At 64.1% G+C, this 20,723-nt stretch carries 21 protein-coding genes; 17 read left to right on the forward strand and 4 right to left on the reverse strand.

What is annotated here, in order from left to right; all coding sequences use genetic code 11:
• Nucleotides 1-79: 79 nt before the first annotated feature.
• The 5 genes from LB551_RS06850 to lpdA are packed head-to-tail and all read left to right on the forward strand — an operon-like array spanning nt 80 to nt 7,124.
• On the forward strand, nt 80-3,064 hold the full coding sequence (locus LB551_RS06850) for a 2-oxoglutarate dehydrogenase E1 component (protein ID WP_224625137.1): 2,985 nt from the start codon (nt 80-82) through the stop codon (nt 3,062-3,064).
• A gap of 46 nt (nt 3,065-3,110) precedes the next feature.
• The gene (odhB, locus tag LB551_RS06855) at nt 3,111-4,397 is read left to right on the forward strand and encodes a 2-oxoglutarate dehydrogenase complex dihydrolipoyllysine-residue succinyltransferase (RefSeq protein ID WP_140550721.1); all 1,287 of its coding nucleotides are present in this window, start codon (nt 3,111-3,113) and stop codon (nt 4,395-4,397) included.
• Nucleotides 4,398-4,435: 38 nt separating this feature from the next.
• Nucleotides 4,436-4,942 carry a hypothetical protein gene (locus tag LB551_RS06860; RefSeq protein ID WP_411970934.1) on the forward strand — a complete coding sequence of 169 codons (507 nt, stop codon included), beginning with the start codon at nt 4,436-4,438 and terminating at the stop codon, nt 4,940-4,942.
• Nucleotides 4,939-5,694, forward strand: coding sequence for an SDR family oxidoreductase (locus LB551_RS06865; protein WP_224658632.1), 756 nt, complete (start codon nt 4,939-4,941; stop codon nt 5,692-5,694). Before LB551_RS06860 ends, LB551_RS06865 begins: the two co-directional genes overlap by 4 nt.
• 26 nt (nt 5,695-5,720) lie before the next feature.
• Complete coding sequence (gene lpdA / locus LB551_RS06870) at nt 5,721-7,124, forward strand: dihydrolipoyl dehydrogenase (RefSeq protein ID WP_224658633.1); 1,404 nt, start codon at nt 5,721-5,723, stop codon at nt 7,122-7,124.
• Between the two features lie 529 nt (nt 7,125-7,653).
• Here lpdA and LB551_RS06875 read toward each other — a convergent pair.
• Both LB551_RS06875 and LB551_RS06880 read right to left on the reverse strand, forming a co-directional pair.
• Nucleotides 7,654-8,721, reverse strand: a complete 1,068-nt coding sequence (locus LB551_RS06875; protein ID WP_224658634.1) for a TraB/GumN family protein — start codon at nt 8,719-8,721, stop codon at nt 7,654-7,656.
• Between the two features lie 172 nt (nt 8,722-8,893).
• Entirely contained in the window at nt 8,894-9,832 is a 939-nt protein-coding gene (locus LB551_RS06880; RefSeq protein WP_224659007.1) for a tyrosine recombinase XerC, read from the reverse strand.
• Between the two features lie 262 nt (nt 9,833-10,094).
• On the opposite strand from LB551_RS06880, the gene rimM reads away from it, so the two are divergent.
• Complete coding sequence (rimM, locus tag LB551_RS06885; protein ID WP_224658635.1) at nt 10,095-10,697, forward strand: ribosome maturation factor RimM; 603 nt, start codon at nt 10,095-10,097, stop codon at nt 10,695-10,697.
• On the forward strand, nt 10,694-11,395 hold the full coding sequence (trmD, locus tag LB551_RS06890; RefSeq protein ID WP_224658636.1) for a tRNA (guanosine(37)-N1)-methyltransferase TrmD: 702 nt from the start codon (nt 10,694-10,696) through the stop codon (nt 11,393-11,395). Before rimM ends, trmD begins: the two co-directional genes overlap by 4 nt.
• Here the strand turns inward: trmD and LB551_RS06895 are convergent.
• On the reverse strand, nt 11,377-12,129 hold the full coding sequence (locus LB551_RS06895) for a sulfite exporter TauE/SafE family protein (protein ID WP_224658637.1): 753 nt from the start codon (nt 12,127-12,129) through the stop codon (nt 11,377-11,379). The genes trmD and LB551_RS06895 overlap by 19 nt on opposite strands.
• A gap of 305 nt (nt 12,130-12,434) precedes the next feature.
• On the opposite strand from LB551_RS06895, the gene rplS reads away from it, so the two are divergent.
• From rplS to leuC, 9 genes are all read left to right on the forward strand, one after another.
• Complete coding sequence (gene rplS / locus LB551_RS06900) at nt 12,435-12,974, forward strand: 50S ribosomal protein L19 (protein ID WP_140492749.1); 540 nt, start codon at nt 12,435-12,437, stop codon at nt 12,972-12,974.
• A 154-nt stretch (nt 12,975-13,128) separates the two neighbouring features.
• Nucleotides 13,129-13,545: an organic hydroperoxide resistance protein gene (locus LB551_RS06905; RefSeq protein WP_181172449.1), complete on the forward strand. Its 417-nt coding sequence runs from the start codon at nt 13,129-13,131 to the stop codon at nt 13,543-13,545.
• On the forward strand, nt 13,542-14,051 hold the full coding sequence (locus LB551_RS06910) for a MarR family winged helix-turn-helix transcriptional regulator (RefSeq protein ID WP_140643310.1): 510 nt from the start codon (nt 13,542-13,544) through the stop codon (nt 14,049-14,051). Before LB551_RS06905 ends, LB551_RS06910 begins: the two co-directional genes overlap by 4 nt.
• A 176-nt stretch (nt 14,052-14,227) precedes the next feature.
• The gene (locus tag LB551_RS06915; protein ID WP_140550710.1) at nt 14,228-15,025 is read left to right on the forward strand and encodes a transporter substrate-binding domain-containing protein; all 798 of its coding nucleotides are present in this window, start codon (nt 14,228-14,230) and stop codon (nt 15,023-15,025) included.
• A gap of 116 nt (nt 15,026-15,141) precedes the next feature.
• Complete coding sequence (locus tag LB551_RS06920) at nt 15,142-15,957, forward strand: amino acid ABC transporter permease (protein WP_140550709.1); 816 nt, start codon at nt 15,142-15,144, stop codon at nt 15,955-15,957.
• A gap of 56 nt (nt 15,958-16,013) precedes the next feature.
• Nucleotides 16,014-16,649: a class I SAM-dependent DNA methyltransferase gene (locus tag LB551_RS06925; RefSeq protein WP_224658638.1), complete on the forward strand. Its 636-nt coding sequence runs from the start codon at nt 16,014-16,016 to the stop codon at nt 16,647-16,649.
• 160 nt (nt 16,650-16,809) lie between these two features.
• Nucleotides 16,810-17,181, forward strand: a complete 372-nt coding sequence (locus tag LB551_RS06930) for a VOC family protein (protein ID WP_140550707.1) — start codon at nt 16,810-16,812, stop codon at nt 17,179-17,181.
• Between the two features lie 47 nt (nt 17,182-17,228).
• Nucleotides 17,229-17,390, forward strand: coding sequence for a hypothetical protein (locus tag LB551_RS06935; protein ID WP_181172466.1), 162 nt, complete (start codon nt 17,229-17,231; stop codon nt 17,388-17,390).
• Nucleotides 17,391-17,456: 66 nt separating this feature from the next.
• A complete protein-coding gene (leuC, locus tag LB551_RS06940) occupies nt 17,457-18,866 on the forward strand; it encodes a 3-isopropylmalate dehydratase large subunit (RefSeq protein WP_224658639.1) in 1,410 nt (469 codons plus the stop codon).
• 87 nt (nt 18,867-18,953) lie between these two features.
• Here leuC and LB551_RS06945 read toward each other — a convergent pair whose 3' ends face one another.
• On the reverse strand, nt 18,954-19,268 hold the full coding sequence (locus LB551_RS06945; RefSeq protein ID WP_140492726.1) for a hypothetical protein: 315 nt from the start codon (nt 19,266-19,268) through the stop codon (nt 18,954-18,956).
• Nucleotides 19,269-19,428: 160 nt separating this feature from the next.
• Here LB551_RS06945 and LB551_RS06950 point away from each other — a divergent pair, with 160 nt between their 5' ends.
• Nucleotides 19,429-20,625, forward strand: coding sequence for a GGDEF domain-containing protein (locus LB551_RS06950; RefSeq protein WP_224658640.1), 1,197 nt, complete (start codon nt 19,429-19,431; stop codon nt 20,623-20,625).
• Nucleotides 20,626-20,723 lie beyond the last annotated feature (98 nt).

A 20,723-nucleotide genomic window follows, 5' to 3' on the forward strand; every position in this document is an offset into this window, starting at 1 on the left:
GCTTTCCCTACTGCCTTACTCCCCTACTGCCCTACTCCCCTCCAAAAACAGGAGACGGAGCCAGGCTCCGCGAACAAAAATGGCACGACAAGATCAGGCCAACGACCAGTTTTCGCTCACCTCTTTCCTCTATGGCGGCAATGCCGATTATATCGACGCGCTCTATGCGGCGTATGAGGATGATCCAGCCTCGGTCAATCCCGAATGGCAGGAGTTCTTCGCCGGCCTGAAGGACGATGCCGGGGATGTCCGCAAGAACGCCAAGGGCGCCTCCTGGGCCAAGCCCTCCTGGCCGCTGCAGGCCAATGGCGAGCTGGTGTCGGCGCTCGACGGCAATTGGGGCCTGGTCGAAAAGCACATCGAAAAGAAGGTCAAGGAGAAGGCTGCCGTCAACGGCGCTGTCCCCTCCGACGCCGACGTGCATCAGGCGACGCGCGATTCCGTGCGCGCCATCATGATGATCCGCGCCTACCGCATGCGCGGCCATCTGCACGCCAATCTCGACCCGCTCGGCATCGCCACGCTCGAGGATTATAACGAACTGTCGCCGGAGAATTACGGCTTCACCGAAGCCGATTATGACCGGCCGATCTTCCTCGACAATGTGCTCGGGCTCGAATTCGGCACCGTCCGTCAGATGCTCGACATCCTGACCCGCACCTATTGCTCGACGCTGGGCGTCGAATTCATGCACATCTCCGATCCGGAAGAGAAGGCCTGGATCCAGGCGCGCATCGAGGGCGCCGACAAGGAGATCTCCTTCACCGCGACCGGCAAGAAGGCGATCCTACAGAAGCTGATCGAGGCCGAGGGCTTCGAGCAGTTCGCCGACGTCAAGTTCAAGGGCACCAAGCGCTTCGGCCTCGACGGCGGCGAAGCGCTGATCCCTGCACTGGAACAGATCGTCAAGCGCGGCGGCCAGCTCGGGCTGAAGGAGATCGTGCTCGGCATGGCGCACCGCGGCCGCCTCAACGTGCTCTCCCAGGTGATGGCCAAGCCGCATCGCGCCATCTTCCACGAATTCAAGGGCGGCTCGGCCGCGCCCGACGAGGTCGAGGGCTCGGGCGACGTCAAATACCATCTCGGCGCCTCGTCGGACCGCGAGTTCGACGGCAACAAGGTACACCTGTCGCTGACCGCCAATCCCTCGCATCTGGAGATCGTCGACCCGGTGGTGATGGGCAAGGCGCGCGCCAAACAGGATTATCTGTTCGGCCGTGGCCGCGAGGAGATCGTGCCGCTGGAAGAGCGAGCCAAGGTGCTGCCGCTTTTGCTGCATGGCGACGCCGCCTTTGCCGGCCAGGGCGTCATTGCCGAGATCCTCGGCCTGTCGGGCCTGCGCGGCCACCGCGTCGCGGGCACGCTGCATTTCATCATCAACAACCAGATCGGCTTCACCACCAATCCGCGCTTCTCGCGCTCGTCTCCCTACCCGTCCGACGTCGCCAAGATGATCGAGGCGCCGATCTTCCACGTCAATGGCGACGATCCGGAAGCCGTGGTGCATGCCGCCAAGGTGGCAATCGAATTCCGCATGAAGTTCCACAAGCCTGTCGTGGTCGACATGTTCTGCTATCGCCGCTTCGGCCACAATGAAGGCGACGAGCCGGCGTTCACGCAGCCGATCATGTATCGCAACATCCGCACCCATAAGACGACGGTGCAGATCTATGCCGACCGGCTGATCGCCGAAGGCCACATGACCCAGGCCGAGTTCGACAAGCTCAAGGCCGACTGGCGTGAGCATCTGGAATCCGAATGGGAAGTCGGCCAGCACTACAAGCCCAACAAGGCGGACTGGCTCGATGGCGCCTGGTCGGGCTTGCGCACAGCCGACAATCAGGATGAAACAAGACGCGGCAAGACCGCCGTGCCGGTCAAGACGCTGAAGGAGATCGGCAAGAAGCTGACCGAGGTGCCGAAGGATTTCGAGGCGCACAAGACGATCATCCGCTTCCTCGAAAACCGCCGCCAGGCCATCGAATCGGGCGAAGGCATCGACTGGTCGACGGCCGAGGCGCTGGCTTTCGGCGCCATCCTGCTCGACGGCAACCCGATCCGCCTCTCCGGGCAGGATTCGGAGCGCGGCACCTTCTCGCAGCGCCATTCCGTGCTCTACGACCAGCGCGACGAGACCCGCTACATCCCGCTCAACAATCTTTCGGCGGCGCAGGCCGGCTATGAGGTCATCAACTCGATGCTGTCCGAAGAAGCCGTGCTCGGCTTCGAATATGGCTACAGCCTGGCCGAGCCGAAGGCGCTGACGCTGTGGGAAGCGCAGTTCGGCGACTTCGCCAATGGCGCCCAGGTGGTGTTCGACCAGTTCATATCCAGCGGAGAGCGCAAGTGGCTCAGAATGTCGGGCCTCGTCTGCCTGCTGCCGCATGGCTATGAGGGCCAGGGGCCGGAACATTCGTCTGCCCGGCTTGAGCGTTTCCTCCAGCTCTGCGCCGAAGACAACATGCAAGTGGCCAACTGCACGACGCCGGCCAATTACTTCCACATATTGCGCCGGCAGTTGAAGCGAGATTTCCGCAAGCCGCTGATCCTGATGACGCCGAAGTCACTGTTGCGCCACAAGCGGGCGGTGTCGACGCTGCCGGAAATGTCGGGCGAAAGCTCGTTCCACCGGCTGTTGTGGGACGATGCCCAGCTGTTGCCCAACCAGGCCATCAAGCTGACCAAGGATTCCAAGATCCGCCGTGTCGTGCTGTGCTCGGGCAAGGTCTATTACGATCTCTACGAGGAGCGCGAGAAGCGTGGCATCAACGACATCTATCTGCTGCGCGTCGAACAGCTTTACCCGTTCCCGGCCAAGGCGCTGATCACCGAATTGTCGCGCTTCCGCAATGCCGAAATGGTGTGGTGCCAGGAGGAACCCAAGAACATGGGCGCCTGGTCGTTCATCGACCCGTATCTGGAATGGGTGCTGGCGCATATCGACGCCAAGCACCAGCGGGTGCGCTACACCGGCCGGCCGGCATCGGCCTCGCCGGCGACCGGCTTGATGTCCAAGCACCTCGCTCAGCTCGCCGCCTTGCTCGAAGACGCGCTCGGCGAGTAAGCAGAGTTGAGCGAATAGAACAGACAGACAGAAACGGACAGGCACAATGGCTACCGAAATCCGCGTTCCCACTCTCGGCGAATCCGTCACCGAGGCGACCATCGGCAAATGGTTCAAGAAGGTGGGCGATGCCATTGCCGCCGACGAGCCGCTGGTCGAGCTCGAAACAGACAAGGTGACGGTCGAAGTTCCCTCGCCGGGCGCCGGAACCTTGGGCGAGATCGCCGCCAAGGAAGGCGAGACGGTCGGGGTCGGCGCGCTTCTGGGCTCGATTTCGGCCGGCGGCGCCGCCGCACCAGTGACCAAGCCGCAAGCCGTGGCGCAGGCATCCAGCCCCGACGCGGCGCAGACCACCAAGCAGGCCGCCGCCGAGACCGCCAAGGTCGCCGGTGACGCCGGTCCGGTCGAGCCGCGCGCCATGCCGCCCGCGCCGGCGGCGGCGAAACTGATCGCCGAGAACAATCTGTCGGTCGACCAGCTTTCCGGTTCGGGCAAGCGCGGCCAGGTGCTGAAGGGCGACGTGCTCGATGCCATCTCCAAGGGCGCGCCGTCGCAGCCGGCCGAGACGCCAAAGGCGGCACCCGCACCCGCCGCGCCAGCGGTCGCCCGCGCACCCTCGTCGGGTGACGATGCCGCGCGCGAGGAGCGCGTGCGCATGACCAAGCTGCGCCAGACCATCGCTCGCCGGCTGAAGGAAGCGCAGTCGACCGCCGCCATGCTCACGACCTTCAACGAGGTCGACATGAGCGCGGTGATGGCGCTCCGGACCAGGTACAAGGACGTGTTCGAGAAGAAGCACGGCGTAAAGCTCGGCTTCATGGGTTTCTTCACCAAGGCCGTCACGCACGCGCTGAAGGAAATCCCCTCGGTCAACGCCGAGATCGACGCCACCGACATCATCTTCAAGAACTACGCCCATATCGGCGTCGCCGTCGGCACTGAAAAGGGCCTGGTCGTGCCTGTCGTGCGCGACGCCGACCAGATGTCTATCGCCGAGATCGAGAAGGAGATCGGCCGGCTTGGCATCGCCGCGCGCGACGGCAAGCTGTCGGTTGCGGACATGCAGGGCGGCACCTTCACGATTTCCAACGGCGGCGTCTACGGGTCGCTGATGTCGACGCCGATCCTCAACGCGCCGCAGTCGGGCATTCTGGGCATGCACAAGATCCAGGACCGGCCCGTGGTGGTCGGCGGCCAGATCGTGATCCGGCCGATGATGTATCTGGCGCTGAGCTACGATCACCGCATCGTCGACGGCAAGGAAGCGGTCACCTTCCTGGTTCGTGTCAAGGAAAGCCTGGAGGATCCGGAACGGTTGGTGCTTGATCTCTGAGGCGGTCGGATGGCGGCTCGCGGTCGGAGTAGCCAATAATGGCCCTGGTCCCTGGGCCCGCCGGACCGATAGCGCTGGCGGCCGGTATGGCATTCGCCGCCGTCCACGCTAATGCCGCATGCCCAATCGAACTCGCCGTCTACGGCGATGCCCAGAGCGGCAGTGAGATCAATTTTGCTCCGACCGGCACGTCGGCGACCGTCACCAACACGTTCCGCTTGATCCTCGACAAGAATGTGGTGCTGAACGGCATCGTCCAATGGAATGAAGGTGTTTCGCGGCCGAACGGGGCGCTGATGTACAAATGCCCGGCAGGCGACGTGACCGGCACCGAGCTTGCCGCCTGCACCTTGTGGAACGGCGTCATCTATACGTCGGATGAGAAGGGCGGCATCGGCCTGTTGCCGGCCGAAGGCGTCAAAGCACCGAAGACGCTGATCCTGCCCGATCTCGGTCCGGTGTTGCATCAATCCACCGCCTATGGCGGCGCCGGGTTTTCGAAAGTGCCGTCGGATGTGTTTGCCTTGAAGGGATGCCAGGAATGAGTGAAGCGCAAAAGGTGCTGCTTGTCACCGGCGGCAGCCGCGGCATCGGCGCCGCCATTTGCCGGCTCGGATCGAAGGCTGGCTATCGCGTGGCGGTCAACTACGCCTCCAACCGGACAGCCGCCGAGGCGCTGGTCGGCGAAATCAAGGCTGCGGGCGGCGAGGCCTTTGCGGTCAGGGGCGATGTCGGCGTCGAATCCGATATCGTTGCCATGTTTGAAGCCGTCGACCGCACCTATGGCCGGCTCGACGCTCTCGTCAACAACGCCGGCATCGTCGACGTCAAGGTGCGCATCGATGAGATGGATGTTTCACGGCTGGAGCGCATGATGCGCATCAATGTCGTGGGGTCGTTCCTCTGCGCCCGCGAAGCGGTGAAGCGGATGTCGAGCCGTCACGGCGGTTCGGGCGGTGCCATCGTCAACATCTCATCTGCGGCGGCGACTTTGGGCTCGCCGGGCGAATATGTCGACTATGCCGCCTCAAAGGGCGCGATCGACACCTTCACCATCGGGCTCGCCCGCGAGGTGGCGCTGGAAGGCATCCGCGTCAATGCGGTGCGGCCGGGCATCATCGATACCGAAATCCATGCCTCGGGTGGACAGCCGGACCGGATAGAACGGTTCCGCGATCTTCTGCCGATGAAAAGAGCCGGCACCGCGGACGAGGTCGCGGGCGCGGTTCTCTACCTGTTGTCCGATGCCGCGTCCTACGCGACCGGCGCGATTCTGAATGTCAGCGGCGGCCGCTGAGCGCCCCAAGAAAAAGGGAAACAAACATGGCTTATGACGTCGTAATCATCGGCTCGGGACCGGGCGGCTATGTCTGCGCCATCAAGGCGGCGCAGCTCGGGCTGAAGGTCGCGGTGGTCGAGAAGAACCCGACCTTCGGCGGCACCTGCCTCAACATCGGCTGCATCCCGTCCAAGGCGTTGCTGCATGCCTCCGAGATGTTCGCCGAGGCCGGCCATTCCTTCGATACGCTGGGTGTCGAAGTGACGCCGAAGCTCAATTTGAAGAAGATGATGGCGCACAAGGACGCGACGGTGACGGCGAACGTCAACGGCGTCGCGTTCCTGTTCAAGAAGAACAAGATCGACAGCTTTCGCGGCGTCGGCACGGTGGTCGCTGCGGGCAAGGTGTCGGTGACGAGCGAGGACGGCAAGGTCGAGGAAATCGAGACGAAGAACATCGTCATCGCCACCGGCTCGGACGTCGCCGGTATTCCAGGCGTCAAGGTCGACTTCGACGAGAAAGTCATCGTGTCCTCGACCGGCGCGCTGTCGCTGGACAAGGTGCCCGGCCATCTGGTCGTGGTCGGCGGCGGCGTCATCGGGCTCGAGCTCGGCTCGGTCTGGGCGCGGCTCGGCGCCAAGGTCACCGTGGTCGAATTCCTCGACACCATCCTCGGCGGTATGGACGGCGAGGTCTCCAAGCAATTCCAGCGGCTGCTCTCCAAGCAGGGCTTCGAATTCAAGCTCGGCGCCAAGGTCACCGGCGTAGCCAAGACCAAGAAGGGCGCCAGCGTCACTTTCGAGCCTGTGAAAGGCGGCGCGGCCGAGACGATCGAGGCCGACATGGTGCTGATCGCCACCGGCCGCCGCGCTTTCGCCGACAGCCTCGGCCTGAAGGAAGCGGGCATCGAGGTCGATGAGCGCGGGCGGGTCAAGACGGACGCGCACCTCAGGACCAACGTATCAGGCATTTATGCCATCGGCGATGTCATCGCCGGGCCGATGCTGGCGCACAAGGCCGAGGATGAGGGCGTGGCGGTGGCCGAGACGATTGCCGGCCAGGCCGGCCATGTGAACTACGACGTCATTCCGAGCGTTGTCTACACCAGCCCGGAGATCGCTTCGGTCGGCAAGACCGAGGAGGAATTGAAGAAGGCCGGCATCGACTACAAGGTCGGAAAGTTCCCGTTCACCGCCAATGGCCGGGCGCGCGCCATGCTGCACACTGACGGCTTCGTCAAGATTCTGGCCGACAAGGCCAGCGACCGCGTGCTCGGAGTTCACATCGTTGGCTTCGGCGCCGGCGAGATGATCCACGAGGCGGCGGTGCTGATGGAATTCGGCGGCTCGTCGGAAGATCTCGCCCGCACCTGCCATGCCCATCCGACCATGTCGGAAGCAGTGAAGGAAGCGGCATTGGCGACGTTCTTCAAGCCGATCCATATTTAGAGTTATCCCCGGAAAGCCGTGAAACGGCTTTTCGTCAGGAACTACCCCAAAGCAGAACGGCCCACCGGAAGGCGGGCCGTTCTTCGTTGAAAGCCGTGGCCCGGATTACTGGGCCGGTGCGGGCGCGGGAGCTGGGGCCGGCGCGGGAGCCGGTGTCGCCGGTGCAGGAGCCGGCGCGGGTGCCGGGGCAGGCGCGGGTGCCGGTTCGGCGGGCTTCATCGGTTCCGCGGGCGCGGGAGCCGGGGCCGGTGTGCTCGCGGCCGGCGGTTCGGTCGCCGGATGCTCACCACTTCTTCCGAAAACATAATACGCGACTACAGCCAGAATAACGACGACCAATGCAATCAGCCAAGGGCTGCCACCGCCACCTGGCCTGGGCGTGTCATTTGATGGATTCGCCATAAAAGTGTCCTCCGTGGATGAAAATGATCAATCAACAGCCATCAACGCGCAACCGTTGAAGGGGTTTCACGCTAGGGAAGGAAAGCGCCGAAAACGCGGCGCCTGGTTCCTCCACTGCCCACGCGACTCAATCGACAGCGGTGACAGTATAGCCGGCTTTGCGGAAATCCTCGACCAGGCCCTCGGGACCGGGCAGATGCAGTGCGCCGACGGCGATGAAGGCGTTGCCTTTGGCGAGGAATGGTCCGGCATGATCGACCATCGCCTTGTTGCGGCTGGTGATCATGGTCTGCTCGAATGCCGCATAGCCCGTCGCGTCGCCAGTTTCGCCGGGCAGCACGGTGCGAAACAGCGGCCAGAACATGCCGGTCTCGCCGCGCTGGTAGAGCACGATCATGGTTTCGTTGACGTCGTTCATCCTGTCGCCGAGCTTCAGCGTGTCGACCAGTCCCTTCATGTGGAACGCAATCGGCAGCGAGGCCATGGCGCGCAGCTGATCGGCAACGGTTTCCAGCCCTTCGACGGATTTGCCGGAGGCCTTGGCATCCTCGGCAAGCTTGACGTCGAGCACCGGCGCGCCGCCGGCCTTTCGGGCGAGCTCGCAGGCTGGAAGCGCCACCATGGCCGACAGCATCCACGGCTTCATCTTGGCGACGGTTGCCGGCGGGATGCCGCGTTCATCGAGCGCCTTATCGACAACCGCAGCATCGTCGGGCGACAGCAGCGACGACAGCGTCGTGCTGTCGGTGAACATCATCAGCTCCGGCTCCTTGAGCAAGGCCGCCATCATCTTCTGCTTGTCGAGCACTTCGGTGGTCTCGATCACGACGGTGCCGGCGCCGTCATAGGCCCTCTGCGCCGCCGGCGGCAGCGCGGTGACGCGCGGATCGGTCATGTGCATGGTGCCGAACAGGAAGGACGGCTGTTCGCCCGTCTTCTCCAGCTTCCACAGCAGGCCCTTGCCGTTCGGCGTTGCGGCGGCTTCCGCCTCGATCTTGCGATAGGTGGACGGGTCGCTCTTCTGCAAGGCCGACAACATGTCGGCACCCGTGCAGGACGGGATTTCGGCATGCGCCTTGCCGGCCGCGAACAACAGGACGGCGAGCAGAGACAGGAAAAACAGCACATGGAGCGCCAACAGCAGCTTCAGCGAGAAGAGCGCAGCGCGGTCGGCGATGACGATGACCCGTTTCATGATCCTTTCCTAAGCTGGAAAAACGGCAAAACGGTTAACCGGGAGAATGAAATTGTCTCCGGTTCAATCAGTTTTGACGATCGCTCGAATTACTGAACGGCCTGTGGTTAGTTGAGCCGCCACCCATCGTCATCCCGTGGCGAAGTCCGCAAGCCTCGCACACCCCAATACTTCACGCCCTCGGATGAGCCGATTCATAGATCTCCAACAGTCTCGCAGTGTCGACGCCGGTGTAGATTTGCGTCGTCGACAGGCTGGCGTGGCCAAGCAGTTCCTGGATGGTGCGCAGGTCGCCGCCACGGCCGAGCAAATGAGTGGCGAAGGAATGGCGCAGGGCGTGCGGCGTTGCCGTGTCCGGCAGGTTGAACGCCGAGCGCAGCCTGGCCATCTCGCGCTGGACGATGGCCGGGTTGAGTGGGCCGCCGCGCGCGCCGCGAAACAACAGGCCCTTGGGATCAAGGTGGTAGGGGCACAGCCGGCGGTATTCGGCAACCGCCTTGAGCGCTACCGGCAACACCGGCACCAGCCGCGTCTTGTCGCCCTTGCCGGTAACGCGCAGCACCGTCTCGGCCTCCGAGGCAAGATCGGCACCGGCCAGTCCAAGCGCCTCGGAAATGCGCAGGCCCGAACCGTAGAGCAGCGTCAGCACGGCGGCGTTGCGGGCGGCGATCCAGGGTTCCTCCGCCAATTGGCCCTCGACCGAGACGACATGCTTTGCATCGCTGGCCGTCAACGGCTTCGGCAGGGATTTGGGCTGGCGCGGCGCGCGCAGGGCCGTGGCGCCTGCCGCGTTGACCAGGCCGCGCCGTTCGAGGAACCGCAGCAGCGAGCGGATGCCGGCCAGCCCACGGCCGAGCGTGCGGGCGCCGGCGCCGGCGGTGCGGCGGGCGGCGAGAAAGCCGCGCAGGTCGGCCGGGCGCAGGTCGGCGATGTCGGCAATGCCGGGCGGGCCGCCGCAATGTCCTGTCAGGAAATGCAGGAACTGACGCGTGTCGCGCTCATAGGCTTCGACGGTCTGCGGCGACAGGCGGCGTTCGCGCGCCAGCATCTTCAGCCAGCTTTCGCGGGCTGCCTGGAGGTCCGGCTTTGCCGGGATGAGGAATTCCTGCATGGCGTCGTTCCCGTTCGCCGTCATTTTCCGGCAGCCGGGTTAGGAAGCGGTGAAGAGGCCGTCATTGAAATGACAAGCCGCTGGGGCTAGGAGACAGTCGATTGGTGGCAAGTCAAAACCCTGGCGATTGGCCGAGAGGCCCGACCCCTGTGGGTCTTTTTGAACCGCCGTGCGTTTTGGCCACCATAACGGAATGGATCCTCGGGTCTGCGCAGCCGCTTCGCGCTTGCTCCGCCCGTGGATGACGAAGGGTAAAAGCGCCATGTCCAAGCCCCAGAACCCCGTCCAGATGGCCGTGATCGGTGCCGCCCACGGCATCAAGGGCGAATTGCGCGTCAAGACTTTCACTGGCGAGCCGCTGGCGCTGGCCGACTACGGGCCGCTCTATGCGAGGGACGGCCGCGCCTTCCAGATCATCGACATCCGGCCCGCCAACACCGTCGTCGTGGTGCGCTTCAAGGGCGTCAGCGATCGCAACGCGGCCGAGGCGCTGGCCGGCACGGAGCTGTTCGTCGATCGCTCCATGCTGCCCGATGATGGCGAGGAGGACGAATTCTACCATGCCGACCTGATCGGTCTGGAGGTTCGGGACGATACGGGAGCCGTCCTTGGCAAGGTCGTCGCCGTGCACAATTTCGGCGGCGGCGACATCCTCGATGTGACGCTCTCCGGCCGCAAGGGCGTGCTGATCCCGTTCACGCAGGCCGCGGTGCCTGGCGTGTCGATCGCCGAGGGCTTTGTGCGCATCGATCCGGCGGCGGCCGGGCTGGTCGACGAAGAGGATGGCCAGGCTCGCGGGCGCGAACAGGACTTCGATCCGAAGGGCCGGCCGCGCGGACCGAGGGACGCCGGAGGCAACCGGTGACATTCAAAGCCTCCGTGCTGACGCTCTATCCCGAGATGTTTCCGGGCGCGCTCGGCTTGTCGCTGGCCGGGCGGGCGCTGGAGGCCGGCACATGGTCGCTGGAGGCGATCCAGATCCGCGACTTTGCCACCGACAAGCACCGCACCGTCGACGACACGCCGGCCGGCGGCGGCGCCGGCATGGTGATGCGCGCCGATGTCTTGGCCAGGGCGATCGACCATGCTTCACCGCCGGGTGACGAGCGTCCCCGCCTTCTGATGAGCCCGCGAGGCGAACCTCTGACCCAGGCGCGTGTGCGGGAGCTCGCCGCCGGGCTAGGCGCCGTCATCCTGTGCGGCCGCTTCGAAGGCGTCGACCAGCGGGTGATCGACGCGCGGAAATTGGAGGAAGTCTCGGTCGGAGACTTCATTCTGTCCGGCGGCGAGCCGGCGGCGCTTGTGCTGCTCGACGCGGTGGTGCGGCTGCTGCCCGGAGTGATGGGCAATGCGGTGTCGGGCGAAGAAGAAAGCTTTGAAAACAGCCTGCTCGAACACCCGCATTACACGCGGCCGCAGGAATTCGAGGGCCGGCCCATTCCCAAGGTGCTGACCTCGGGCAACCACGGCAAGATCGCAGCTTGGCGGCGGGCAGAGTCGGAGAAGCTGACTCGAGAACGGCGGCCGGACTTGCTCGGCTCGCCTCAGCCCTTGGCGAAATAGTAGAAGGCGAGAAACAGCCCCACCGCGACGACGAAGCCGCGCACAACATTCTGGGGCACGCGCTTGGCGATCCACACGCCGGCATAGCCGCCCAGCGCGCCGCCGGGGATCATGATGATCGCCTGCGGCCAGGCGACGACGCCACCCGAGACGAAGACGACGATGGCGACCGCCGCGATGACGATGGCCAGCATGTTTTTCAGCGCGTTCAGGCGGTGGTAGTCGCCGGCCTGGGTGAGGCCGAGCGTCGCCAGCATCATCACGCCCATGCCGGCCCCGAAGAAGCCGCCATAGATGGCCGTGACGAACTGCGCCAGCGAGCCGGCCAAGGAGCCCACAGAAGCCTCATGCCCCGGCTTGGGTGCGGGCTTCAGCCACGGCCCGGCGGCGAACAGCGCCGTCGCGGCCAGCAGCAGCCACGGCACCAGGACGCGAAATGACGGATTGTCCAGCGCCAACAGGATGAGTGCGCCGGCCAGTGCGCCGAGCGCCGATATCATGCAGAGCAGCAGGGCGCCACGCCAGAAATGACGGATGTCGTCCCGGTAGGCCAGCGTCGAGGTGATATAGCCGGGAAATTGCGTCACCGAGGAGGTGGCGTTGGCGACGATCGGCGGCAGGCCGACCAAGGTCATGGCACCGAAGGTGATGAAGGTGCCGCCGCCCGCGACCGCATTGGCGGCGCCCGAAAGAAAACCCGCCATGAATAGCAGGACCGCGTCGAAAAAGGACATGAGGATGCCGTCGGAGAACTATGGTTGCCCCGCCTTAGGCAGCTTGAAGGGCCCTTGCAACCCGGCAGTGGACGGATACGATGGTGCACGCGAGCAAAAAAGACGCGGCCAAGACGTGACAAAGCGTCGAAATAGCTGTATGTGCCCGCCGAACCGGGAGAAATCTGCCGGACCCGTCAACAATGGCGGTGTAGTCGCCCCTGCCCGATGTTCTCGAACAAAGGGCATAGCCGAGCGGTCATTGGAACTGCAAGGCGAGCGCCGGGCGCTCTGACTGTCGGAAGAACAAGAAGTGGATTATTGAGATGGATCTCATCCGTCAGCTCGAGGCCGAACAGGCCGCCAAGATCGAAGCCAAGCGCAAGCTTCCCGAATTCCAGCCCGGCGACACCGTGCGCGTCCAGGTCCGCGTGACCGAAGGCACCCGCACCCGCGTCCAGGCCTATGAAGGCGTCGTCATCGCCCGCGCCGGTTCGGGCTTCCAGGAAAATTTCACCGTCCGCAAGATCTCCTACGGCGAAGGTGTCGAGCGCGTCTTCCCGGTGTTTTCGCCAATGGTCGAAGGCGTCGAGATCGTGCGTCGCGGCAAGGTGCGTCGTGCCAAGCTCTATTACCTGCGCGACCGTCGCGGCAAGTCGGCCCGTATTTCGGAGAACACCGGCGTGCGCGCCCGCAAGCTCAACGATGAGGAGCGCGATGCGCTGAACGCCGAGAAGGCGCGCATCGAGGCCGAGAAGGTTGCCGCCGCGCAGGCGCTGGCCGCCGAGACGGCCGCCAAGGAAGCCGCCGAGAAGAAGGCCGCCGACGAAGCCGCCAAGGCTGCGGAAGCCGCTGCCGCCGAATAAGGTTTTCGACGAAGGATTTTGAAAAGGCGGCTTCGGCCGCCTTTTTTCGTTTCACCAGACTGTGATCGCTTTTTCTCCGCAGGATCAGGATCCGGGTGTTGACGAAACGTTTAATAGTGCACTAATTAATCGTGTACAATGTAATTGGAGATGTATTATGGCACTTTATACCACACAGGCTCGCGTCACCGGCGGCCGCGCCGGTCATGGCGAGACCAGCGACGGTCTGCTCAAGGTCGATCTGGCGATGCCCAAGGAGCTCGGCGGGCCGGGCGGCGCCACCAATCCCGAGCAGCTTTTCGCCATCGGCTACGCCGCCTGCTTCGAAAGCGCCATCCGCTTCGTCGCGCGCAAACAGAAGCTTCCGCTTGCCGACGCCGCGGTAACCGCGACCGTCGACCTTCTTCCCAATGGCGAGGGTTTCAAGCTCGGCGTTTCCTTGGCGGCCGAGACGAAAGGCCTTGATCAGGCGGCCGCAGAAGCGCTTGTATCGGCGGCGCACCAGATTTGCCCCTACTCCAACGCAACCAGGGGCAATATCGAGGTGGCGATTTCGGCAAAGGCGACATGACGGCGAAAACCAAAGACACGGCCGACCAGGTCCCGGCGGATGACGCCGGGACCAGCGCGGTTCCAAGGCTCCGCGATCAACTCTGCTTCGCGCTCTATTCGGCAAGCGGATTGATGACGAAGCTCTACCGGCCGTTGCTCGATCCGCTTGGCCTGACCTATCCGCAATATCTGGCCATGCTGGCGCTGTGGGAGCGCGCGCCGAGCACGGTAGGCGAGCTCGGCGAGGCGCTAGGCCTCGATTCGGCGACGCTGACGCCGCTGCTCAAGCGGCTCGAGGCCGGCGGCCTGGTTACGCGCCGGCGCGATCCTGCCGACGAGCGCCGCGTGCTGGTCGAGCCGACCGCCAAGGGCCAGGCCCTGCGCGAGCGCGCCAGGGACATCCCCGCCGCCATGCTCTGCAGCCTGCCTCTCGACCCAGCCGAGCTGAAGTCGCTGCATGGCACGCTGACCCGCTTTGTCGCGGGGCTGCGCGAGGCCGATGCCGGAGCGCCGCAGCGCGGCTGATCGGCCACGGCAAGGATCGTTCCGAAAAATCCCGGCCGAAAGTATCTATTTGCGTTTTTCGCCAGCCGTGGCGTAGCGGAGCGTCTTGCATGGCGCTTGCGGAGAGCTAAAGTCGGCGCCGGATTTCCTTTGCAGGCCCGGCCATGTCCGGGCGCTTTCACTTCCGGGAGTGTGTCATGACCAAATCGAAACTGCTGCTGGCCGGCCTGCTCGCCCTCATGCTCGCGCCCGTTGCCGCCTTCGCCCAGGCGCTGCCCGATCTTGGCGGCAAGAAGGTGGTGGTGGTGACGGAAAACGCCTATCCGCCGCTGCAGTTCATCGATGCCAAGACCGGAAAACAGATCGGCTGGGAATATGACGCGATGAACGAGATCGCCAAGCGGCTGAATTTCACCGTCGAGTACCAGAACACCTCCTGGGACGCGATGATCCAGGCGGTTTCCGACAACCAGTACAACATCGGCATGACCGGAATCACCATCAAGGACGACCGCAAGCAGAAGGTGGATTTCTCCGACCCTTATATGCGCTCGGAACAGTTCATGTTGGTGCGCGGCGACGAGAGCCGCTTCACCGACGCCAAGACCTTCGGCGCCTTCAAGGACGGGCTGATCGGCGCGCAGGCCGGCACGACGCCCTTCTACACCGCCGTCTACAGCGTGCTGGACGGCAATGAGCAGAACCCGCGCATAAAGCTGTTCGAGACGTTCGGTGCCACCGTGCAGGCGCTGAAGACTGGCGACGTCGATGTGGTGCTGACGGACGGCACCGCGGGCAAGGGCTATGTCGATGCTTCCGAGGGCAAGCTGAAGCTGATCGGCGGCCCGCTCGGCACCGAGGATTTCGGCTTCATCTTCCCCAAGGGCTCCGATCTGGTGAAGCCTGTCAACGCCGCGATCGCCGCGCTCAAGGCCGACGGCACCTTCGACGCGCTGAACAAAAAATGGTTCCTTGATTACAAGATGGGGCAGTGAGCCTCGTTGTTACGCGCATTGCGTGATGGTCATGCGCGGGAACTTGCGCTGACTCTGCGCCCAGAGGGGGGTGTGACAGAACGCACCCTTGGTATCTTTGTCACCGGCAATATCTGATGCCGTCCTCGACTTCCTCCTCCGCCAGACCTGAATTTCCCTGGTGGCTGGCCGCCGCCCTTGTCCTTGCCCTGGTCGCCGCGCTCGCCATCGCCGCCAGCGATCTCTATGCCCAGGTCTTCGCCACTGTCGCCAAGGGCATCGGCGTCACCGTCTTCGTCACCATTGTCGCCTTCGCGCTGGCCTCGATGATCGGCCTCGGCATCGCGCTGATGGGATTGTCGGGTTCGCAGTGGCTGCGGCAGATCGCGCGTTTCTATGTCGAAATCATCCGTGGTGTGCCGATCCTGGTGCTTTTGTTCTGGATCGCGTTTGCCGGCGCACCGGCTTTCGTCGCGGCCTGGAACACGCTGACCGCGCCGCTGCAGAGCGCCGGCTATCTCGGCGAGTTGCAGGTGCGCGACGTCTCGCTCTTGTGGCGCGCCATCATGGCGCTGACCATCGGCTATTCCGCCTTCATCTCCGAGGTGTTCAGGGCCGGCATTCAGGCGGTCGAGAAGGGCCAGATCGAAGCGGCCAAGGCGCTCGGGCTGACGCGGACGCAACGCTTCCGGCTGATCGTCTTTCCGCAGGCGATCCGCACGATCCTGCCGCCGCTCGGCAATGACTTCGTCGCCCTGGTCAAGGATTCCTCGCTGGTTTCGGTGCTCGGCGTCGCCGACATCACGCAGATGGGCAAGGTCTATGCCGCCGGCTCCTTCCGCTTCTTCGAGACCTATTCGATAACAGCCTACATCTATCTCATCCTGACCGTCGGTTTGTCTTTGGCGCTCCGGGCGCTGGAACGGCGGCTGCGCCGCCAGCATCAGGAATAGTCTTTCGGCAAGGACGGCGTTACGTTCCGACTGCGCACTGGAGGAGGAGCATGTCCATGAACATCGACAAGGCCAATGCCGCGCTGGACTCGGTCTATACGGCCGATACGCCCGAAACCCTGGCGCAGGCTTATGCCGCATGGGCCGCGACCTATGACAGCGAGACCGCTTCGCTCGGTTATCTCCTGCCGTTCCTCATCACCGCCTGGGTGGCGCGCCATGTGCCGGCCGGCGATGGGCCGCTGCTCGACGCCGGCTGCGGCACCGGCCTGTCCGGGCCGTCGCTGAAGGCGCTGGGCTACGGCGATATCGCCGGGCTCGACCTGTCGGACGACATGCTGAAGATCGCCGGCAGCCGCAACGCCTATGGCGAGCTGAAGCAGGCAATGCTGGGCGGCCCGCTGCCCTGGTCCGACGGGCATTTCCGCGCCTTCTTCTCGACCGGCGTGTTCACCATCAGCCATGCGCCGGCTTCCGGCCTGCACGAACTGGTGCGCATCACGAAGAAAGGCGGCCACGCCATCTTCACCGTGCGCGACCAGGTGTTTGAGAGCGGCCGGTTTCAGGCCGTGTTCGACGAATTGGAGCAGGCGGGCAAATGGCGCCCGGTCGAGCAAAGCCCATGGTTCCGCTGCTACGCCATCGCCGAGCCGGATGCGCTGGTGAAGAGCTTCGTGTTCGAAATCCTGTAGAGCAGTGATGGCTGTTTTCAGCATCCAAACGCCAGTGGCCGGAACTATGTGCAAGTAAGTGCGTTCCGAAAGCTAGGTGCGTTCCGAAAGTGTGGGCTGCGCCAGGCGAAAGCGGCTATGGCGCGGCCCTAGTAATTCCTCACGAGAGGAGACGGTTTGAATGGCGTCCGTCCGTTATATCGTCGCCGACGTAGACAAGGCGGTAGAATTTTACCGGGACAGTCTCGAATTCAAGGTCGAAATGCACAATCCTGGCAAGTTCGCAGCGCTGCTTCGCGACGACCTTACCTTGTATCTCAGCGCTCCCGGTGCGGGAAGCGGTGGTCAGGCCGGAGGTAATCCGAAGCCAGGTGGGTGGAACAGGTTCATGGTCGTAACCAAGGGGTTGGACGACCTGATCAACCGGCTGCGCGCGGCCGGAGTGACGTTCCGAGGGAACATCAGCGATGGCGGTGCGGGCCGGGCTATCCTGCTTGAAGATCCATCGGGCAACGTCATTGAGCTGTTCGAATTCAAGAAGGACAGACAGTAATCTCCCCATTTCGTGGCCTAGGAACCAGGTTCCGCGAAGGCACGCAATTGCCGAAAACCCAAAACATTGCTATCTACCCCGCCATGGAAGAGCTTTTTGGCGATCCGGCCTACAAGGGGTTCGTGCTGCAGGACAGAAAACGCCTGCCGTCGCGCTTCTCCGCGCGCGTCTGTGGCGCGCCGACCAGCCGACTTACGCGGGCCGACTGATCAACTCGTTCCGCCCGACATCTCGGCGCCTGCCCTTCCCATTCTCATATCGACGGATTTACGCACATGAGCGCACCGCGCACCCTCTATGACAAGATTTTCGACGACCACGTCGTCGACCGCCAGGACGACGGCACCTGCCTGCTCTATATCGACCGCCACCTCGTCCATGAGGTGACCAGTCCGCAGGCCTTCGAGGGCCTGCGCATGAGTGGCCGCAAAGTCCGTCATCCCGAAAAGACGCTGGCCGTGGTCGACCACAACGTCTCGACCTCGCCCGAGCGCAAGTTCGGCATCAAGAACGAGGAAAGCCGCATCCAGGTCGAGGCTCTGGCCAGGAACGCCAAGGATTTCGGCGTCGAATATTATTCCGAGAACGACATCCGCCAGGGCATCGTCCATATCATCGGGCCGGAACAGGGTTTCACCTTGCCCGGCATGACCATCGTCTGCGGCGACAGCCACACCTCCACCCACGGCGCCTTCGGCGCGCTGGCGCACGGCATCGGCACGTCGGAGGTCGAGCACGTGCTGGCGACGCAGACGCTGATCCAGCGTAAGGCCAAGAACATGCTGGTGCGCGTCGACGGCCAGTTGCCGGAAGGCGTAACTGCCAAGGACATCATCCTCGCCATCATCGGCGAGATCGGCACCGCCGGCGGCACCGGCTATGTCATCGAATATGCCGGCGAGGCGATCCGCTCGCTGTCGATGGAAGGCCGCATGACGATCTGCAACATGTCGATCGAGGGCGGCGCGCGCGCCGGCCTGATTGCACCCGACGAGACGACCTTCGCCTATGTCAAGGACAAGCCGCGCGCGCCCAAGGGCGCCGCCTGGGACGCCGCGCTCGCCTACTGGAAGACGCTGCAATCCGACGAAGGCGCGCATTTCGACAAGGTGATCGTGCTCGATGCGGCCAAACTGCCGCCGATCGTCTCCTGGGGCTCGTCCCCGGAGGATGTTGTCTCGGTGCAAGGGATTGTGCCGAACCCGGAAGACATCACCGACGAAAACAAGCGCACCTCAAAGCAGCGCGCGCTAGACTATATGGGCCTCACGCCGGGAACGAAGATCACCGACATCGCCCTCGACCGCGTCTTCATCGGCTCCTGCACCAACGGCCGCATCGAGGATCTGCGCGCCGCCGCCAAGGTGGTCGAGGGCCGAAAAGTCAATCCGCGCGTCAATGCCATGATCGTGCCGGGCTCCGGCCTGGTCAAGGAACAGGCCGAGGCCGAAGGGCTGGACAAGATCTTCCTCGCCGCCGGCTTCGACTGGCGCGAGCCGGGCTGCTCGATGTGCCTTGCCATGAACGACGACCGGCTGAAGCCGCATGAGCGCTGCGCCTCGACCTCGAACCGCAATTTCGAGGGCCGGCAGGGCTTCAAGGGACGCACCCATCTGGTGTCGCCGGCCATGGCTGCGGCGGCGGCGATCGCCGGCCACTTCGTCGATATCCGCAACTGGAAGTAAATCGCGGCTGGTTCGATCGAAACGCAAGGGCCCGGATCGCGATGCGATTCGGGCCTTCTGCTTGAGCGTCCAGCACATGTTGCGGCTTCACCGGTCGTCGCGGCGGATGATCTCGTGGAACTGCTCGCGGCGCCCGGGTTCTTCAGCGGCGACCACCAGGGCCAGCCCGCGTTCATCGAAGAGTTTGAACCATTCGTCCCACTCGACCAGTTCATAACCTCCGGCATTGATCGGACGCTCCGGTTGGTCTTCGTCCTCATAGGCGTGCTGGCCGAACACCAGCCGCAGCATCGCCTGCGTGCCGGCTTCGGGCGACACATCGACAATGGCCGGAAAGCCGGCGCGCGACGCGGCCCACGAACGGATTGCCTCGTGATCGGTCAGGGTGATTGTATCGGCCATTATCGGTTCCTCTTCTGCGCTGGACAAACGCAGGTCCGGCGCGCCGGTTCCACGTCACGCTCCGCACCAGCGTGACGCATATTCGCTTTCGCTTAACCGCTTGTTTGGGCTTGCGGCCTAAGGTCTTCCCTGACGTCAAGCGAGGGGAAGTCACGGTCCTTTGGACACCGGCCTGCTGATAGCGTTGTTAAACCCGACGATCGCGCTGGCCCTTGGCGCGGCGTTCCTCGTGCTTTGGTTCTATCAGCGCCACCGTCCCTATCTGGCCGTGCTGGCGGTCAGCTATTCGCTCGCGGCGGCCGGGTTCCTGTTCCAGCATTTCACGCTGCCCGTTGGCCTGGCATCGTCGAAGCTGCTCTCCAATCTATGCTTCTGCGTTGCCGGATCCTGCCTGGCCGGCGCGATCGTGGCGCGGTATGGCCGGCGAGTGCCCTATGCCGGGCTTTGCGTCTTGGCGAGCGGCGGCATGGCCGCTTTTTGCTGGTTCCTGTTCGTCCAGCCGGACCTGACATGGCGGGTCCTCGTCATCAACTTCGCACTCGGCGGCATCAGCCTGGTGGCGGCCGCCGAATTGCGCAATGTGCGTGACAATGGCCCGACGGAAAAGATCCTGTTCGTCCTGGCGTTGCTCGCGGGGCTGAATTTCTTCGTGCGCACGCTTGCCGTTATCGTCGCGCATGGGCCTTTCGCGACCTATGACGAGCTCTATACATCATCCTATTGGACGACAGCCTTGCTGTCGCACGCACTGCTGTCGCTGCTGATTGCGCTTTGCCTGTTCTCCGCCGCAGCCCTCGACGTGATGAAGGCGCTGAAGGTCGAGACCTACACCGATCCGCTGTCGGGCCTGCTCAACCGGCGCGGCTTCGAGGAACGGGCGGCCCTGCTCTTGCAACGCTGCGCGGCGGCGAAATTGCCGGTGGCCCTTGTGCTCGCCGACCTCGACCACTTCAAGGCGCTCAATGACCTGCATGGGCATGCCGCGGGCGACCGGGTGATCGCTGACTTCGCCGCCAGGCTTCGCGCCGCCGCCGGTGCGCGCGGTGAGGCCGGACGTATCGGCGGCGAGGAATTCGCGGTGCTCCTGCCCTTGACCGATCTTGCCGCCGCGCGGCTGTTCGCAGAGGCCGTGCGCGTGGCCTACTCGGCCGGCGGCGTCGACGGACTTCCGCCCGGCACCAAGGTCACCGCCAGTTTCGGCGTGGCGGCGCGCAGCGGCGACGAAGCGCTGGAGCCGTTGATGCGCCGCGCCGACGAGGCCCTCTACAAGGCCAAGAAAAACGGGCGCGACAGCGTGCGCCTGTCCTATGAGCGGCCGGAAACGCTGTTTGTGCCGGAGCCGCTCAAAGCCGGCTGAAGGCGATCAGCCTGACGCCTTTATCATCCAAGACCCGCGCCGCACCGCTTCGTTCCTTGCTTCGCCGTGAAGGGCGATGGCAAACATCATCCGGCCAA

Origin of the sequence: Mesorhizobium sp. BR1-1-2, assembly GCF_020165435.1 — a bacterium.
Taxonomy (GTDB): Bacteria; Pseudomonadota; Alphaproteobacteria; order Rhizobiales; family Rhizobiaceae; genus Mesorhizobium.